The following is a 16,104-nucleotide window of genomic DNA, read 5'->3' on the forward strand; positions in this document are numbered from 1 at the left end:
ACCCCTTCAGAGGACGCGGCCCGCCTCCAGCCGGACGATCCGGTCCATCCGGCCCGCCAGCTCAAGATTATGGGTGGCGATCAGCGCCGACATGCCGGTGGCCCGCACCAGCTGCATCAGCGCGGCAAAAACCTGATCCGAGGTTGCCGGGTCCAGATTGCCGGTCGGCTCATCCGCCAGCAAAAGCCCCGGACGATTGGCCAGCGCCCGGCAGAAGGCGACCCGCTGCTGCTCGCCGCCCGAGAGCGCCGCCGGACGATGCCCGGCCCGGTGATCAACCCCCACCAGCTGCAGCAGGCTCTGCGCCTGAGCCTCGGCCTCGCGCCGTGGCACGCCATTAGCCAGCTGCGGGATCAGCACATTCTCCAGCGCCGAGAACTCCGGCAGCAGGTGGTGGAACTGATAGATGAAACCCACATCGGCCCGGCGCAGCTCGGTCCGGGCCCGGTCCGAGAGGCCATTCACCTCGCGCCCGGCCAGCAGCACCCGGCCCTCATCCGGCGTATCGAGCAGCCCGGCAATATGCAAAAGCGTCGACTTGCCCGCTCCTGAAGGCGCGACCAGGGCAACAACTTCGCCCTTCGCCACCTGCAGCGAAGCGCCACGCAGGACTTCGACTGCACTGGCCTTGCCGCGGTTATAGCCTTTGGTGATCTGGTCGAGGAACAGGGCCTCACTCATAGCGCAGGGCCTCCACCGGGTTCATCCGGGCCGCACGGCGCGCCGGGAAAATCGTGACAATAAACGACAGGCCCAGCGACAGACCTACCGCCGAGAGGACATCTGTCATCTGCAGTTTTGCGGGCAGGGAATAGATGCCACGCACCGAGGCATCCCAGACCTCGCCGCCATTGATAAAGGCGATAAAGGCCATCACCTGATCGACATTCAGCGCGATGGCACAGCCGAGCACAAAGCCACAGATCGTGCCGATGACGCCGGTAAAAGCGCCGCAGATAAAGAAGATGCGCAGAACCGCGCCTTCGGTCAGGCCCATGGTACGCAGAATGCCGATATCGCGGCCCTTATTCTTGACCAGCATGATCAGGCCGGAAACGATGTTCAGCGAGGCGATCAGCACCAGGATCGACAGGATGAGGAACATCACATTATCCTCAATATCCAGCGCCCGCAGGAAAGATCCCGCAGAATCGCGCCAGGTCCAGGGCATGGCATCCGCTCCGGCGGCATTCAGGATCGGCAGCACCAGCTCTTCCACCCGGTCCGGGTTATCGACGATAACCTCAATCTCATCGGCAAAGCCTTCACGGTTAAAGAAGCTCTGCGCTTCGGCGAAAGGCATATAGAGACGGGTCTTGTCGATATCATAGCGCCCGGCGGTGAAAATATAGACCACCTCATAGGCATTGGTGCGCGGCGCCGAGCCCATGGCGGTCCGCACCCCCTGAGCCGAGATCACCCGCACCCGGTCGCCCACGGTAATGCCAAGTTCACGCGCAAGCCCCGATCCGAGCGCAATTCCGGCGCCGAAATTATCAATATCGCCGTAAGCATCCGCCCCGACCCCGATGCGCGGGATCAGCTTCAGCTCTTCGGGGGTGATGCCGAAGACCTCGGCCCCCATCGTGCGCTCGCCATCCGAGACCATGACCTGGCCCTTGATCAGCGGCGAGGCGCGGGTCACGCCCGGCACTTCGGAAATCGCTGACGCCAGCGCGTCATAATCGGAAAAACCGCGCAGTTTCGCGCCGTTCTCATCGACCCGTTCCGAAGTATAGACCGTCACATGGGCATTGGCGCCGAGAATGGTATCGACGAATTCCTCCCGGAATCCGGCGCGCACCGCCAGGGTGACGATCAGCGCCATCACCGCCAGCGTGATGCCGATCAGGCTGATCCAGGTCATCACCGAGACCCCGCCCTCGGCGCGCCGCGCGCGCAGATAGCGCCATGCGATCATCCATTCAAAACCTGCGAAAGGTCTGGTGCTCACTGCCATATGCCGTTTCCTGGCCCTGTTCCGGCACGGTTCCCGGCACCGCGCATACCGGCGCGAAACTGGCGGTTCAGCGCGCAAAGGTCAAGGAATTGCACCCAGTCCCCGGCAGGCCAGCGGCCCCCGATCACGCAGGCTTGACGTTGCCAGGGCCAGAGCATCTGCAGGCTGGCAGATTTGCGGGAATTTGCGGATAAGATCAACGGCTTCCCGATACGGAAAACGGAGTTTCATGATGCCCGTCCGCGCACTGTCTGCCACACTTGCCGCCAGCCTGTTTCTGGCCGCCTGCGATGGACAGTAGAGCTGTAGCGAAGACGAGGCGATGGAGAAGCTCAACCAGGTGGCGGCAAAGTTCCAGACCGCCATTCTGACCAGACCCGGGCAGATGGAGACGCTGTCCATCCGCTTCGCAGAGCTGATGTCGCACCCCGCATCGGACGAGGCTCAGATCAGCGAATTATGCCATGCACTGGATCAGATGATCAGAGAACTCGACTGAGAGCCAGGCCTGAGCGCTGGTGGCCGGTTCGCCCCGCCCGCCGCCGCCCACGCTCAGGCGACCGCAATGGCGATAGCGGCGAAATGCAGCCCGGCGGCCACGGCGACGAAAAAATGCCAGATCGCATTATGGAACATCAGCCGGTGCTGCACGTAAAAGCCCACCCCGGCGATATAGGTCAGCCCGCCGGTTACGATCAGCCAGAGCGACAGCTCGGGCAGGGCGACGGTCACCGGACCGATGGCGATAATGCCCAGCCAGCCCATGAGAATATAGGCGAGAATGGCCAGCCGGTCATAGCGCCCCGGCAGCACGATCTTCACCAGAATACCGGTCAGCGCGCAGCCCCAGACCAGCAGGCCCAGGCTCCAGGCCCAGGCCGGGCTCTCAAACTGCGAGAGAATGGCGGTATAGGTGCCGGCGATCATCACATAGATCATCGAATGGTCAAAGCGGCGCAGCAACCATTTCACCGCCGAGGGCGGGGTCATATTATAGGCCAGTGAAAAGCCAAACATCAGGAAAAAGCCCGCAGCATAGACGCTGAGCGCGGCAAAGACCCCGATCCCGGCGGTCTGCAGCACATGAAACAGCAGGATCGGAAAGGCGATCAGCCCGGCCACCAGGGCGACCGCATGGACGATACCATCGGCCAGCAGCTCTCCGGCAGAGAAGGCACGTTTTTTCAGGCGATAATGATCTGCGGGCAGGGACATGATGCAATCTTAAGTGGTGTCCACTCCAGACTTGCCCTTTGCCCCGATCCCGGTCAACGCCCCGCCGCGCTTTGTGCCGCAGGGTCACATTGCGACAGTGCAGCCCGCTCTCCGCCTGTCGCGCATTCAGCGCTTGGCAGGGGGGCAAGAGACAGGGCTATACTGCGGCGGTCTCAGCTGTGGTGATGGTTTGATGAAAGCAGAAGATCTCGAAAGGCTGACCGCCTGCATTGAAACTGCCCATGCTCTTGCCGCGCAGGGAGACCGGGAGGCGGCGGTGCATCAGTTTGCGACAGCGCGCATTCTCTCGGGCAGCAAAGCCGATCAGGCACAGCTCGATCAGGAGATCCTGCGGCAATATAATATCTGCAAGAAAGAACGCGACTATTACCGCCAGGATGTCCGGGCCCATTCCACCGGCGATCCGAAAGCGGGCAATGGCATTGTGATCCTGTCGGATTCTCTCGCCCTGCCCCGCCCCTATGCCATGGAGACCCCGCGCCGCGGCGCCGAGGAGCTGTACCCCAATCTGCTCGGACAAATTTTTCCCGACCGGGCGGTGACCTCGATCGGGCAGCGCCTGTTTACCACCTCAGATGCGGTACAGATGCTTGAGGAAGAGCCAGATCTTGGCAAAGATGCCAGCATCATCCTGCATCTGGGGCTGAATGACGCCGCCCGCCGGATGTATCTTGAGCGCCAAAGAATATCGCTCGCCTTGCTGCCCGAGCCGCTGCGGATGCGGATCGTGCGCTTTGGCCAGATCTATCGCAACGATATCCTGCAGCATCTGCCAGCCCTGTTCTACACCAGCTATGATCAGTTCGTGACCAATCTCGACCGGGTGATCAGCATCGCCCGCCAGCGCAGGGCCCGCCGGATCGTGCTGCTGACCATTATCGTGCCGCCCCTGAGAACCTGGCCCGGCACCCCCCATGCGGCCCGCTATTTCGCCGAATATAATCTGCGGATCATGACAACGGCGCTGAAACACGATGTGCCCTATATCGATTTTGACCGGCATATCTGGGCGAATCTGGAAAAAGAACCGCTCAATGACGACGGGATGCATCTGAGCTCTTTCGGCCATCAGCTGCTGGCCGGGGAACTGGCGAAAGTCCTGCGCTGAGGCAAGTAAAGGGGCTGGCCGCGAAGCCAGCCCCCCCCTTGTGCTCTCCTGCTCCTGCCTCAGACGATCAGAAATTCCGTCGCCGTCAGGGCCAGCCCGGGTGTCAGCGTAGCAAAATGCACCGCCCCGCCAGCGGCGCTGCCATTGGCATCATAGATCAGCTGACCATTCGCCGGATTATAGATGATGCGGTGCTGCGCGGTCGTTGCCGCCGCACCGCGCGTGAAAGCGCTCACGGCGAGGAAGCCGGGGGCCAGCGCGGCAAACACCGCGTCATCGAGCCAGATCATATCATCCATAACCGAAAAATCATGGATGATATCGACATTGCCACCGCCCAGCGCCGTGTCAAAGACGAAGGTATCGGTGCCCGCGCCGCCCATCAGGAAATCAGCCCCGGCTCCGCCATAGAGGCGGTCATTGCCATTGCCACCATAGAGCGTGTCATTGCCCAGCCTGCCCCAGAGCAGGTCATTGCCGTTATCGCCCCAGATCATATTGCCTGCAGCATCGCCGAGCAGCAGGTCATTGCCGGTGCTGCCATAAAGATCCTCGATGCTGACAAAGCTGTCACCTGCCGCAATCCCGGTATTGGTTGCAGAGAGCTGCAGATCGGCCCGCAGCCCGGCACTGGTATCGTTATACTGCACCCGGTCCCGGCCCTCGCCGCCGTTCATCAGATCGGCCCCCGCCCCGCCGATCAGCGTATCATTGCCATTGCCGCCGATCAGCGTGTCATTGCCGGCCCGGCCCCAGAGCTGGTCATTTCCATTCTCACCCCAGATTATATTTCCGGTGGCATCGCCCAGCAGCACATCATTGCCGAGAGTGCCATAAAGATCCTCGATGCTGACATAGCTGTCGCCGGCCGCAATCCCGGTATTGGAGGCCCAGACCTGCAGATCTGCCCGCAGGCCGGTGGCAGAATCGTTATACTGCACCCGGTCGCGCCCATCGCCGCCATGCAGCAGATCGGCCCCCGCCCCGCCGATCAGCGTGTCATTGCCATTGCCGCCGATCAGCGTGTCATTACCGACCCGGCCCCAGAGCTGATCATTGCCATTATCGCCCCAGATGGTGTTCGCCCCGGCATTGCCCAGCAGGATGTCGTTATGGGCGGATCCATAGAGATCCTCGATACTCAGATAAATGTCGCCGGCCGCAATCCCGGTATTGGAGGCCCAGACCTGCAGATCTGCCCGCAGCCCGGCAGCTGAATCAATATACACTGTCCGGTCACGCCCGGTGCCGCCATCGAGACGATCTGCCCCGGCGCCGCCAATCAGCGTGTCATCTCCGGCACCGCCGATCAGGTGATCATCCCCATCCCGCCCCCAGAGCTGATCATTGCCATTCAGCCCCCAGAGCGCATTGCCAAGCGCATCTCCGAACAGGGCGTCATTATAATTACTGCCCGCAAGGTTCTCGATATTGCTATAGCTATCGCCGGCGGCGAAGCCGGTATTCGTGCCGTGGCTCTGCAGATCGGCGCGCAGCCCGGCAGTCGCATCGCTGTAATGCGCCATATCCGAGCCAAAGCCGCCAAACAGCGCATCCGCCCCCAGGCCGCCGAACAGAGTGTCGTCGCCCTCACCGCCATAAAGCGTATCATTGCCCGCCCGGCCGATCAGCACATCATTGCCACCAAGGCCCTCGACGATGTCATTGCCCGCGAGAGCATCAATCGTGTCATTGCCCGCAGTGCCGGACAGCACATCATCCCCCGCCGTTGGCACTGCAGGGGCAGCCAGGGCCACCATCTGCGCAAGGGTCAGGGTCCGGTCCGAAAACTGAAAGCTCTCCACCCCGGAGGCAGTGACCGAGCCACCGGCAAAGGCGATGCGCAGCAGGCTGGCATTGCCCGTGACCGTGATCGCGACTGAGGCCAGCGAGAACACGGCCAGATCCGTGCCAAGCCCCCCCTGCAGCGTGTCATGGCCGCCGCCACTCACAATCAGCCGGTCATTGCCCGATCCGCCATTCAGCTGATTATTCGCGCTGTTACCGGTCAATGTGTCATTGCCCGAGCCCCCCAGCGCATTTTCGATCACCGTGCCCCGGGCAATCACCACATTGCCGCTGCCCCCGCCGACATCTGAGCGCAGCAGCGGATTGAGATTGATGTTCTGGTTCTGCGAGAAAACCGAAAAATCCAGCGTATCGGTGCCGCCGGTGTCATAGACCATGAAGGCGAAATTATTGCCCGCATAGATCTGCGGATCGGCTACCGTCAGACCACCCCACATATTCAGCAGGATCTGGAAGTAATCCCCGCTGTGATTTCCGCCCGGTCCCCAGGTGGTATTGCCAGTCTCATAGCCTGCCCCCGCGCCATAGAGGTTCTGAATGGCGATCAGATCCGCGGGCATGATCGTTGCCAGATAAGCAAAGCTGGCGGGATCAAAGGTATTATCATCCTGGTCAAAATAGGACATGATCGTCGCCGACCAGCTGTCATTATCATAGCTGTTATCGAGGCCCCAGGCGGCGGATCCGTTATAGGGGCCCGCATGTCCCAGCCCCAGCGCATGACCGATCTCATGGATATAGGTCTGCAGCATATAGCCGTTCAGATTATGCACTTCCCAGTTGTCATCAACATTGATGAAAGAGCGCAGGATCGTATTGCCGGTGATCTCTGACCAGGCATAGGCCCCGCCGGGGTCAGCATCGTTAAAGGTCAGATCCGCCGCTGGCTGCACCGAAAGCTCATAGCCGCCGCTTCTGTTGCCGTAATCACTTACTGCGATGTAATAGGTGCCGGTCGTGACGGCGGTGAATGTGATATATTCCCCGGCAGAGGACGAGCTTGGATCATCCTGGCGGGTGATCAGATTGCCCGCCGTATCATAAAGCGCAAGGACCGGATCCAGCATGCTTCCCGCCGTGCGTGACAGCGACAGAACATAAGACTGCCCCGCCGTCAGCGTCACCGCGTAATAATCCTGGTCAAAGCTCGCGCCGACCGATCCGGTGACGATCGTATTCGCGCTGATACCGCGTGCCGTGCCGGTTGTACCTCCGGCGTCCACCCCCTCATTGACCAGAACCGTCAGGCTGAACTGCGAGACGAAACTGATGCCGGTGGCCGCCGCCCAGACATCGAGTGAATATTCCGCAATGGCCGCCGCCGTCGCCGAGAGCCGCGAGACATCGTAAGTGATCGTCCGGCCAGCGCTGAGATCAAAAGCGCGCCAGGCACCGCCATTAAACCCCCAGTAACCATCGGTCAGATATCCGGCAATCTGATCCCATGTATAGGGCGCATGGCTTCCTTCTGGCCCGGAGGAGCCGGTACCGATCAGACCGGCAGGCATCTCATCGCCAGAGCCCGGCCCGAAGGCATCATCATGATAGTCAAAGCGCGAGAGCGTATCAGAATTTGGTGAGGCAGAGCAGATGTAGCACATCGTTAATTCTCCCTGTCGCAGGATCTGAACTCTATTCAGGCAATGGGCTGGCCATCAGCGCCCGCCGGTAAAGTGACTGTCGCATTGATGAGGAAAGCTGGCGGTCCATGGCAGAGACCGATTCAATCCGGCCTTCGCTTTTCACGCCCTGCAGATCAGTCCAGACCAGCTGCAGAGCGGTGGCGCTGCGACTTGCCTGTGAAATAACCAGATCAAGCCGCGGCCTGCCCTCGCTGTCACTGGCTGCAGAGAGAAAGCTCTGGTCCGGATAGGCTGAGCGCAGCAGCTGAAGGAACTCTTCGCAGACCTCAGCCGCTGAACGGTGATCTGTTCCGGGCCCGGCACTACAGACAACGTCGTATTCCATATCCGCTCTCCCGGCGCTGACCGCGCTCCAGGGCAAGAACCCGATCAGCAGGATTGCTGCCAGGAGGCTCTGTCCGGGATGGGTGAAACCAGACAAGAACACCGAAATGCTCCGCAACAGCTAAGGAATCAAAGAAAACAGCCATTACTGTCCGGTAAGCCTCCATTCCGATCAAGTCCTCAAATCAGCCTTGCTGAACTTTTGAGTGCAGCTCACCCGCAAAAGTCGACAGCCCGGGGCAGAGTTGTTAAATAATCGCCGCGGCAGGGCTTTCTCGTAGCAATATGGATCACATGGGTCAGAACATTCTCGTCACCGGCGGCGCAGGCTATATCGGCTCGCATGCCTGCAAGGCTCTCGCCCGCGCGGGATTCACCCCCATCGCCTTTGACAATCTGTCGACCGGCTGGGCCGGGGCGGTGAAATACGGCCCGCTGTTTCAGGGTGATCTGACCGACCGCGCCTCGGTTGCCGCCGCCCTGGCCGAGTATCAGCCCCTCGCCGTCATGCATTTCGCTGCCCTTTCGCTGGTGGGCGAGTCGATGCGTGATCCCGAGACCTACTGGCGGGTGAATGTGAACGGCGCGCTCAATCTGATCTCGGCCACGGTCGCGGCCGGGATCCGCAATTTCATCTTTTCATCGACCTGCGCCACCTATGGCGATCAGGATGGTGTGGTGCTGACCGAGGCCACCCGCCAGGCGCCGATCAATGCCTATGGCGGCTCAAAACGCGCCATCGAGGATATGCTGCGCGATTTTGGCGCCAGCCATGGGCTGAACCATGTGATCTTCCGCTATTTCAACGTCGCCGGTGCCGATCCCGAGGGCGAGCTGGGCGAGCAGCACCAGCCCGAGACCCATCTGATCCCGCTGATGCTCGAGGCGGTTCAGGGCAAACGCCCGGCGCTGACCGTATTCGGCGATGATTATCCGACCCCGGATGGCACCTGCCTGCGCGATTATGTCCATGTCTCGGATCTGGTCGATGCTCATGTGCTGGGGCTGAACTGGCTGCTCGACGGCAGGCCGAGCCGCGATTTCAACCTCGGCTCGGGAAAGGGCTTCTCGGTGCGCGAGGTGATCGAAGCCAGCCGCTTTGTCACCAATCGCGACGTGCCGGTGATCCAGGGCGCGCGCCGCCCCGGCGATGCGGCCGCCCTGGTTTCGGGCTCCGAACGCGCGCTGGAAGAGCTGGGCTGGCAGCCGAAACGATCCGAGCTGCGCCAGATGATCGGCGATGCCTGGGCCTGGGCGCAAAAGCCCGGCTATCAGGCCTGAGCGGGCAAAATCGCCGCCGCCCCCCCGCGCGGCGGGCTTACAAAGATCGCTGCCGTTCGGGGTAGTAAGTCCAGGCGATAAAGCGGCTGACCTTCTGGCCCTGGCCCATTTCCACAATGCGCGTATCGGCCACCCCGGCGCGCTTCAGCAGCCGTGTCAGCGGCCTGAGGCTGTCCTGCTTTGAGACCAGCGAGGTGAACCACAGGCAGCGTTCGGCAAAATCCGCGCTCTCTTCAATCATGCGGGCGATGAAGCCAATCTCGCCGCCCGGGCACCACAGCTCGGCATTCTGGCCGCCGAAATTCAGCGCCGCCGTATCGCCCTTGCCAAGGTTGCGCCATTTGCGCCGGCTGCCTCTCTCTCCCTGTTCGGGTGAGGCATGAAAGGGCGGATTGCAGAGCGTGACATGGAAGATCTCCTCCGGGCTAATCACGCCGGTAAAAATATCCTGCGGATCCGGCTGCAGCCGGATCGTGACCCCGAGCCCATTTTTCTGACAGATCTGCCGCGCCGAGCGGATCGAGACCGGATCAATATCAGCGGCGGTGAAATGCCAGCCATATTCATATTGCCCGGTCAGCGGGTAGATCAGGCTGGCCCCGGTGCCGATATCGAGCGCCCTGATATCGCGCCCCTGCGGGATCTGCCCGCCGTTGGCTTCGGCCAGCAGATCGGCGAGGTGATGAATGTAATCGACACGCCCCGGGATCGGCGGGCAGAGATAGCTCTCGGGAATCTCCCAGAAATCAACGTCATAATACGTCAGCAACAGGGCCCGGTTCAGCATCCGCACCGCCGCCTGGTCCGAGAAATCAATCGTGCTTTCGCCCCGGGGATTTAGCGTCATCACCCCGGCCAGCTCGGGTGATTTCACCAGCAGCCGCTCAAAATCATAGCCCTCGCGGTGCCGGTTGCGCGGATGCAGCTTATGCTTGACTGACATGGGTCACCTTCGAACGGGCTGGCGCAGATCCGCAGATGCGGCCGGAAAAACAGCGGATTGCCGCAAAATGCGGCGACCGGCAATCCGGTTATCAGGCCGCGGCTATGAACACGAGGCCCCGGCGAGCCATCCGCCCCGGATCGGCAGCTGCCGTTCCGCCCCCCAGTCACCGGTCACGGTCAGGAGATCACCCTCGAGCCGTACCCCGGCCACGGCCTGGCCCGAGGGCCAGCGGATCGCGCCGAGAATATGGCGCATATCCCGCGTGCCCTGCGGTTCCAGCTGCAGCAGCGGCGCCTGTCCGGCGGCGCTGAGGGGATCCGGGCTCTCACGCGAAGACAGACCCAGCACCGGCAAAGCCGCGCCCTCCTCAACCCCGAGACACCCGCGATGGCGGCCGTTCCAGGGTGCATAATCGCGCCCGCCATTGGAATGCCAGAGCATGGTCATCGGCAGCTGGCGCGGATTGCGCAGCGACAGGAAAACATCGCCCTGATCCAGCCGCACCACTGCCGTCCAGCCCAGCGGCGAGGCTGGCTCCTCAACCGCGGCAACGAAATCCTCATGCGCCTCGCCCCAGGGGTAGTGATGCAGATTCACCGCCCCGCCGTCAGCGCCGGGAAATTCGCTGCCATCTTCCATCCGCGCCGGGTATTTCAGGGCCGAACGGCCGCGCGAAGGATCCGCTTCCAGCGGCGTGTCCAGGGTTTCAAACCAGCGCTTGCGCGAGAAAGACAGTTTCGCCGTCCCGGTCAGCGCCACCATCGCATGATTGGCGAAAGCCAGGCTGCCACTGCCGCCGATGAACAGATGGCGCTGATAGAGGAAGGGCTGATCCGGCTCGAACGACAGCTCTTTGACCAGAGACGCACCCTGGATCTCGCCCTGATAGACTGCGCGCAGCACGCCTTCGGGCGAGGGGGTCAGCTGCCACTGGCCATTTGCCGCCCCATGCAGCCCCAGCGCGCCCGGGCCAAAGGGCGCGGCGATAAAATCGCCCTGCAGCCGGGCCTGATGGCGCGGCGCATCCCCGGGCATTGCCTCGCCCAGCCATTGCGCCTTGTGCAGCGGCATGATGGCCTGGCCCTGATCGCTCAGCCGCAGATCGGTCAGATAGCCGCAATCGGGCTCAAACCGCAGCTGGTTCTCTCCGGCGCTGAGCAGAATAGTCCCGGTCATCAGCAGCTCCCTCTCCGACCCTGTCACCGGGCAGGCTGGCAGGTCGGCACGCGGCCCGCAAGGGGCGGATCAGAGGTCGATCTGGCCGTCAGGCCCGGGCAATGGCTGCGCCCTGCCGCCGCCAGGCGGCGGCGTGCCCGGCGCTTTCTCTGGCGGCAGCGGCGCATTGCGCCGGATCAGAATATCGCCGTTTTCCAGCATCACCGGCATGTCGTAATTGCGGAAATCACCCACCAGCCGGGCCAGTTCGCTCAGCTGCGGCCCAAGCGCCCTGATCTGGGGCGCAAGCTCGCGGATACTCTGATCCATGTCAGAAAGGGCGGGCTCCATTTCGGTCATCAGGCCGCGAAACAGCAGCTTTGCCCCCTCTTCGATCAGTGAGAACCCCTGCTCTGCCCCGGCGGCGGGGGGCTCTGCACCCGGGGCAGGAGCGGGTTTTACCCCCTGGGGCGGCAGCTGATGGGGCTGATCCGGCCCGGCCTCAGCCCGCAGATGGCTATGGCCCGGGGCGGTGACAGGCAGGGTAACGAGCAAAGCAAAGGCAAGGCCAGTGCTGGCGGCAAGACGTTGCAGGCTGAACCAGCGGCGCAGCTTTCTTCTGAACAGCCTTTCCATGATGCAGCTCCTCTCTGCCCGGATCACCGCGAAAGCATGCGTCGCAGACCCCTGCCACGCAATTCACAACTCTGCGGCGGGGCCGTGATCCGGCATCAGCCCGCCTGCAGCGGCAGATCCAGCGTCACCGGGAAATGATCCGAAGCCTCAAGCAGCGCCGCGGCCAGATCAGGAATGGCAATGATGCGCGGATCCTGAAACGGATGCCAGATCCGCCAGTCAGGGCTGCGGGCGGCAATGCCGGGCGAGACCATGATGAAATCGAGCAAAGCCTCGAAATAGCGTTTCTGCGGCGCCAGCCAGAACCGCGCCGTGGTCGGGCAAAAACCCATACGCGCGCAGATCGCCATATTGGCATGCGGGTCAGTCAGCCGCTGACCGGGCGGCAGATCCATGCCCAGCACCACCTCGACCCCGGATTTGCCGAACAGTTTCTCAAACTCATCCAGCCCCGGCCCGTCGTTGAAATCGCCCAGAACGATCACATCCTCACCCCGGCTCAGATGATCGCTGACCCGGGCCCGGATCCAGATACATTGCGCCAGCTGTTTACGGCGGTTCTCAATCGAGATCCGCAAAGCGGCCTTTTCATCCGCCGCCCCATGCGGGTTTTTTGATTTGGCATGGACGCCGATCAGCCGCAAAGCCCGGCCATCCGGCCCGGTCAGCGCCAGTTCCAGCGGCGGCTTGGCAAAACGGATGGTGTCTTCGGCCGCATCGGTATCGAGGTCATAGCGAAATGTGCCGTCAAAGCGCGGCACATCACGGCTGCCCTTGCGCCCCGTCGCGGCCCCCTGCGGGTCATGATGCGCCGTGATCCGGTCCGGATCATAGAGGAAGGCAATCTCCTGCTCGGTCTCAGAGGAAAAGCCGTGCACCACCCGCCGCGCCCGCAACCCGAATTTCACCGCGAACTGCTCCAGCGCCCGCACCGTCGAGCGGCGCGCCGTGCTGTCGGGCCCCTCGATGATCATGATGCCATCCGCATCGAGCGCGCTGAACACCAGCCCCAGAGCCCCGAACTGCGCGCCGCGGCTGACGCCATAGCGGCCAGAGGGGGCCTCATCCTCATAGCCCTGCCCCAGATCATCAAACAGCCGGTCGAACCATTCGACATTATAGCTGGCCAGTCGCAGGAAAGGCCGGCTCTGCATCAGGCCGCCTTTGCCTCAGACAGTTCTTTCCAGGCGGCATTGATCGCAATCAGCCGCCGTTCGGCCAGATGCACCGCCTCGGGCGGCACACCGCGCGCGGCCATCACATCGGGATGGGTGTCGCGCACCAGCGATTTCCAGGCCGCGCGCGCCTCGCTCAGATCGGCATCGCGGGCAATGCCCAGCACATCCCAGGGATCACGCGGCGCCCCCTCGACCAGCCGGGCCCGCACCGCGCGGAAACAGGGCTCATCGAGACCAAAGATCCCGGCGACATGGCGTAAAAACTCATCCTCGCCCGGATGATAGCTGCCATCTGCCAGCGCGACCTGGAACAAAGCCTCCAGCAGATCGACCAGAATATGATGATCATCGGCGCAGAGCGCCCGCCCCTCGGGGTTGAACAGCTTGGCAATCTTGCGGGCATAGGCGTCAAAACCCGCGACATCCTCGCGCGCCAGGTTGAACACCCGCGCGGCATGGGCCTCTTCGCCTTCGGGAACCGAGAAAATGCGGCGAAAGGCCGTGACTTCCTCGCGCGAGACCGAGCCATCGGCCTTGGCCATTTTCGCCCCGAGCGCGATGACTGCGATGGTAAAGCCCACCGAGCGTTCGGGCGAGACAGCACCGCGCAAAAGGTCAAATACCGCCGAGAGCGGTTCGCCACGCGCCAGCGCGGCCAGGGCTTCAGAAATACGGGTCCAGAGTGACATAGCGGCAGTCTACCCCGGAAAAGCTAAATTTGTCAGAGCACTTTTCCGAGAAGCCAGAGATCCATATGGCGGCCGAATTTATAGCCGGCGCCGGGGATGCTGCCCCAGAGCTGATAGCCGATTGCCTCATGAAAAGCCCGGCCTGCGGGGTTTTCGCCCGAGACCCCGGCGATCATCAGATGATGGCCGGCGGCGCGGGCATGGTCCTCGAGCCTGCGCATCAGCGCCCGGCCAAGGCCCCTGCCCCGCGCCCCGGGCCGCAGAATCACCGTATGCTCCATCGAGCGGGCATAGCCTTCGCCGGCGCGGAACTGGCTGTAGCCGGCAAAGCCCAGGACATCGCCGGCAGCATCTTCGGCGAGATAGAAGCCATGCCCTGCCGCCTGCCGGGCCGCGAGCAGCGCCGTGATATCTCCCGGGGCTTTCGGCGCGGGGTTAAAGGTAACCGCGGTCTCAAGGATCCAGGGATTCCACAGCGCCACAATCGCCGGGGCATCCCCGGCACAGACCGGGCGGATTACCGGCTCAGCCATCAGCCGCGAGACCGATTTTGGTCTCGGCCTTCAGCGCGACAGCCAGCGAGGCAAAGCGGGCTTGTGCCACTTCGCCAAAGAGGTCGACGCCCAGCTCGGTCAGCTCCAGCCCCAGCACCTTTTTCTTCGGCATCCATTTCAGCCGCCCGGCCGCCGCCGGATCGCCCACGGCAAACATCGCGCCGAACCGCATCGCCTTGCCCAGCACCTCGGCCTGTTTCAGATCCCTGTCATCGAGCAGACGGAACAGGGGCTCAAGCCGGCTGCCCGAGCGCGAGTTCTTATAGCGGTGCAGAAGCGCAAGACCGATAAACACCCGGCCCGGATGATCCAGACCACCCAGATTGGCCCGGGTCACATTGTCAAAACAGGCCTCGGCCCGGTAATCAGGATGGGCCCGCCAGGTGGTGTCATGCAGCAGGCAGGAGGCTTTGACCAGGCGCCTGCGGTCTGCATCAGCATCGGCAAACAGCGGCAGGATGAACTCATAGAGCTTTTTGCCATAGCCCGGGCTGCGGGCCTGGTGGCGCTCGGTCATCCGCGCTGCCTCGATCAGCGGATCACGGGCGCGCAGCCTTTCGGGCATCTGCTCATAGAGCAGCCCCTCCCGGATGCCATAGGCCGACACATCAATCTCTTTCGGCTTCAGCACCCTGATCAGCTCGCGCAGCATTTCGCAGGCATAGGGCACCAGCTCCATGCGCTCAGAAGAGGTGCCGGTTGCAGCCCGCAGAATGCCGGTATCCGAGCTGGCAATCCAGTCCAGCGTTTCCAGCACGCTTTCCGGTGTCATCCGGTATTCATGCAGCACCAGCAGCGGATAATTCCGCCGCTCCATATCCAGGCGGGCAATCACCCGCCACGAGCCGCCGACCAGATAGAGCCGCTCCTGTTCGGAGCGGATCTCTTTTTGCACCTCTTTCAGCACGGCGCCGATATGGGCCTGGCGTTTTTGGGGCCCGCCCTGCAGCTGCTGCAGCCGGAACGGTCCCAGCCGGGTTGAGACCCTTTTGCCGACCTTGCCCTCACCGATCCGCGCCAGCTCCATCGAGTTGCCGCCGATATCGCAGACCAGGCCCGAGGCATCGGGCCGGCCCAGCAGCACCCCCTGGGCCGAAAGCCGGGCCTCTTCATCGCCATCAATCACATGAATGCGCAGCCCGGTCTCACGCAGAACCTCGGCATGAAAATCAGGCCCGTCTGTGGCTTCCCGCACCGCGGCGGTGGCCACCACCATCATCGGGTTCACATCCATGCCGCGGGCGAGATGGGCAAAACGCTTCAGCGCCGCCAGCGCACGTTTGCGCCCCTCGGGGTTCAGCGCCCCGGTCTCGGCCAGGCCTTTGCCGAGGCCGCACATGATCTTTTCATTGTAAAAATAGGCCGGGCTGCGGGCTGCGCCGTCAAAGACCACCATCCGCACCGAGTTTGAACCGACATCGACCACGCCCACCCTGGACAAAGCCCGCGCGTCCTTATCCATGAACAATGGCCGGGCCAGCCGCGATTCCTCTTCCGAGGCGAATGGCTCGCTGGCCGAGGCGGGGATCGTGTCTTCAGGCTGCATGGCAACTCCGGCCAGTAGTTCCAGTCATGCCCCGGGCCG

15 protein-coding genes are annotated in these 16,104 nt (G+C 62.7%); 3 read left to right on the forward strand and 12 right to left on the reverse strand.

Annotation, left to right across the window (positions count from 1 at the left end; genetic code table 11):
• Positions 1-6: 6 nt before the first annotated feature.
• Positions 7-681 (reverse strand): ABC transporter ATP-binding protein, encoded by a 675-nt coding sequence (locus tag H0485_RS00185; protein WP_226933297.1) that lies wholly within the window; start codon positions 679-681, stop codon positions 7-9.
• Complete coding sequence (locus H0485_RS00190; protein WP_226933298.1) at positions 674-1,960, reverse strand: lipoprotein-releasing ABC transporter permease subunit; 1,287 nt, start codon at positions 1,958-1,960, stop codon at positions 674-676. Before H0485_RS00190 ends, H0485_RS00185 begins: the two co-directional genes overlap by 8 nt.
• 322 nt (positions 1,961-2,282) lie before the next feature.
• Here H0485_RS00190 and H0485_RS00195 point away from each other — a divergent pair, with 322 nt between their 5' ends.
• A complete protein-coding gene (locus H0485_RS00195; protein WP_226933299.1) occupies positions 2,283-2,459 on the forward strand; it encodes a hypothetical protein in 177 nt (58 codons plus the stop codon).
• Positions 2,460-2,512: 53 nt separating this feature from the next.
• On the opposite strand, the gene trhA is transcribed toward H0485_RS00195, so the two are convergent.
• A complete protein-coding gene (gene trhA, locus H0485_RS00200; RefSeq protein ID WP_226933300.1) occupies positions 2,513-3,175 on the reverse strand; it encodes a PAQR family membrane homeostasis protein TrhA in 663 nt (220 codons plus the stop codon).
• Positions 3,176-3,368: 193 nt separating this feature from the next.
• Here trhA and H0485_RS00205 point away from each other — a divergent pair, with 193 nt between their 5' ends.
• The gene (locus tag H0485_RS00205) at positions 3,369-4,304 is read left to right on the forward strand and encodes an SGNH/GDSL hydrolase family protein (protein ID WP_226933301.1); all 936 of its coding nucleotides are present in this window, start codon (positions 3,369-3,371) and stop codon (positions 4,302-4,304) included.
• Positions 4,305-4,363: 59 nt separating this feature from the next.
• Here H0485_RS00205 and H0485_RS00210 read toward each other — a convergent pair whose 3' ends face one another.
• Together H0485_RS00210 and H0485_RS00215 are read right to left on the reverse strand one after the other, a co-directional pair.
• Positions 4,364-7,714 (reverse strand): M10 family metallopeptidase C-terminal domain-containing protein, encoded by a 3,351-nt coding sequence (locus tag H0485_RS00210; protein WP_226933302.1) that lies wholly within the window; start codon positions 7,712-7,714, stop codon positions 4,364-4,366.
• Positions 7,715-7,745: 31 nt separating this feature from the next.
• Positions 7,746-8,081, reverse strand: a complete 336-nt coding sequence (locus H0485_RS00215; RefSeq protein ID WP_226933303.1) for a hypothetical protein — start codon at positions 8,079-8,081, stop codon at positions 7,746-7,748.
• Between the two features lie 293 nt (positions 8,082-8,374).
• Between H0485_RS00215 and galE the strand changes: the two genes are divergently transcribed.
• Positions 8,375-9,361, forward strand: a complete 987-nt coding sequence (gene galE / locus H0485_RS00220) for a UDP-glucose 4-epimerase GalE (RefSeq protein WP_226933304.1) — start codon at positions 8,375-8,377, stop codon at positions 9,359-9,361.
• 37 nt (positions 9,362-9,398) lie between these two features.
• Here the strand turns inward: galE and rlmF are convergent, their stop codons facing one another.
• The 7 genes from rlmF to H0485_RS00255 form a co-directional block, all read right to left on the reverse strand.
• On the reverse strand, positions 9,399-10,304 hold the full coding sequence (rlmF, locus tag H0485_RS00225; protein ID WP_226933305.1) for a 23S rRNA (adenine(1618)-N(6))-methyltransferase RlmF: 906 nt from the start codon (positions 10,302-10,304) through the stop codon (positions 9,399-9,401).
• Between the two features lie 102 nt (positions 10,305-10,406).
• Positions 10,407-11,483 carry a hypothetical protein gene (locus tag H0485_RS00230; protein WP_226933306.1) on the reverse strand — a complete coding sequence of 359 codons (1,077 nt, stop codon included), beginning with the start codon at positions 11,481-11,483 and terminating at the stop codon, positions 10,407-10,409.
• A 69-nt stretch (positions 11,484-11,552) separates the two neighbouring features.
• The gene (locus H0485_RS00235) at positions 11,553-12,098 is read right to left on the reverse strand and encodes a hypothetical protein (RefSeq protein WP_226933307.1); all 546 of its coding nucleotides are present in this window, start codon (positions 12,096-12,098) and stop codon (positions 11,553-11,555) included.
• Between the two features lie 95 nt (positions 12,099-12,193).
• The gene (locus H0485_RS00240) at positions 12,194-13,252 is read right to left on the reverse strand and encodes an endonuclease/exonuclease/phosphatase family protein (RefSeq protein WP_226933308.1); all 1,059 of its coding nucleotides are present in this window, start codon (positions 13,250-13,252) and stop codon (positions 12,194-12,196) included.
• On the reverse strand, positions 13,252-13,965 hold the full coding sequence (locus H0485_RS00245; RefSeq protein WP_226933309.1) for a molecular chaperone DjiA: 714 nt from the start codon (positions 13,963-13,965) through the stop codon (positions 13,252-13,254). Before H0485_RS00245 ends, H0485_RS00240 begins: the two co-directional genes overlap by 1 nt.
• A gap of 32 nt (positions 13,966-13,997) precedes the next feature.
• Positions 13,998-14,498: a GNAT family N-acetyltransferase gene (locus tag H0485_RS00250; protein WP_226933310.1), complete on the reverse strand. Its 501-nt coding sequence runs from the start codon at positions 14,496-14,498 to the stop codon at positions 13,998-14,000.
• Positions 14,491-15,981, reverse strand: a complete 1,491-nt coding sequence (locus H0485_RS00255; RefSeq protein WP_226933647.1) for a Ppx/GppA family phosphatase — start codon at positions 15,979-15,981, stop codon at positions 14,491-14,493. Before H0485_RS00255 ends, H0485_RS00250 begins: the two co-directional genes overlap by 8 nt.
• Positions 15,982-16,104: the final 123 nt, after the last annotated feature.

It is taken from the genome of Pseudogemmobacter faecipullorum, from assembly GCF_020539525.1.
Classification (GTDB): Bacteria; Pseudomonadota; Alphaproteobacteria; order Rhodobacterales; family Rhodobacteraceae; genus Pseudogemmobacter; species Pseudogemmobacter faecipullorum.

Coding starts and splice junctions, on each gene's coding strand:
- H0485_RS00185 (WP_226933297.1), bottom strand. CDS start 681: ATGAGTGAGGCCCTGTTCCTCGACCAGATCACCAAAGGCTATAACCGC.
- H0485_RS00190 (WP_226933298.1), bottom strand. CDS start 1,960: ATGGCAGTGAGCACCAGACCTTTCGCAGGTTTTGAATGGATGATCGCA.
- H0485_RS00195 (WP_226933299.1), top strand. CDS start 2,283: ATGGAGAAGCTCAACCAGGTGGCGGCAAAGTTCCAGACCGCCATTCTG.
- trhA (WP_226933300.1), bottom strand. CDS start 3,175: ATGTCCCTGCCCGCAGATCATTATCGCCTGAAAAAACGTGCCTTCTCT.
- H0485_RS00205 (WP_226933301.1), top strand. CDS start 3,369: ATGAAAGCAGAAGATCTCGAAAGGCTGACCGCCTGCATTGAAACTGCC.
- H0485_RS00210 (WP_226933302.1), bottom strand. CDS start 7,714: ATGTGCTACATCTGCTCTGCCTCACCAAATTCTGATACGCTCTCGCGC.
- H0485_RS00215 (WP_226933303.1), bottom strand. CDS start 8,081: ATGGAATACGACGTTGTCTGTAGTGCCGGGCCCGGAACAGATCACCGT.
- galE (WP_226933304.1), top strand. CDS start 8,375: ATGGGTCAGAACATTCTCGTCACCGGCGGCGCAGGCTATATCGGCTCG.
- rlmF (WP_226933305.1), bottom strand. CDS start 10,304: ATGTCAGTCAAGCATAAGCTGCATCCGCGCAACCGGCACCGCGAGGGC.
- H0485_RS00230 (WP_226933306.1), bottom strand. CDS start 11,483: ATGACCGGGACTATTCTGCTCAGCGCCGGAGAGAACCAGCTGCGGTTT.
- H0485_RS00235 (WP_226933307.1), bottom strand. CDS start 12,098: ATGGAAAGGCTGTTCAGAAGAAAGCTGCGCCGCTGGTTCAGCCTGCAA.
- H0485_RS00240 (WP_226933308.1), bottom strand. CDS start 13,252: ATGCAGAGCCGGCCTTTCCTGCGACTGGCCAGCTATAATGTCGAATGG.
- H0485_RS00245 (WP_226933309.1), bottom strand. CDS start 13,965: ATGTCACTCTGGACCCGTATTTCTGAAGCCCTGGCCGCGCTGGCGCGT.
- H0485_RS00250 (WP_226933310.1), bottom strand. CDS start 14,498: ATGGCTGAGCCGGTAATCCGCCCGGTCTGTGCCGGGGATGCCCCGGCG.
- H0485_RS00255 (WP_226933647.1), bottom strand. CDS start 15,981: ATGGATAAGGACGCGCGGGCTTTGTCCAGGGTGGGCGTGGTCGATGTC.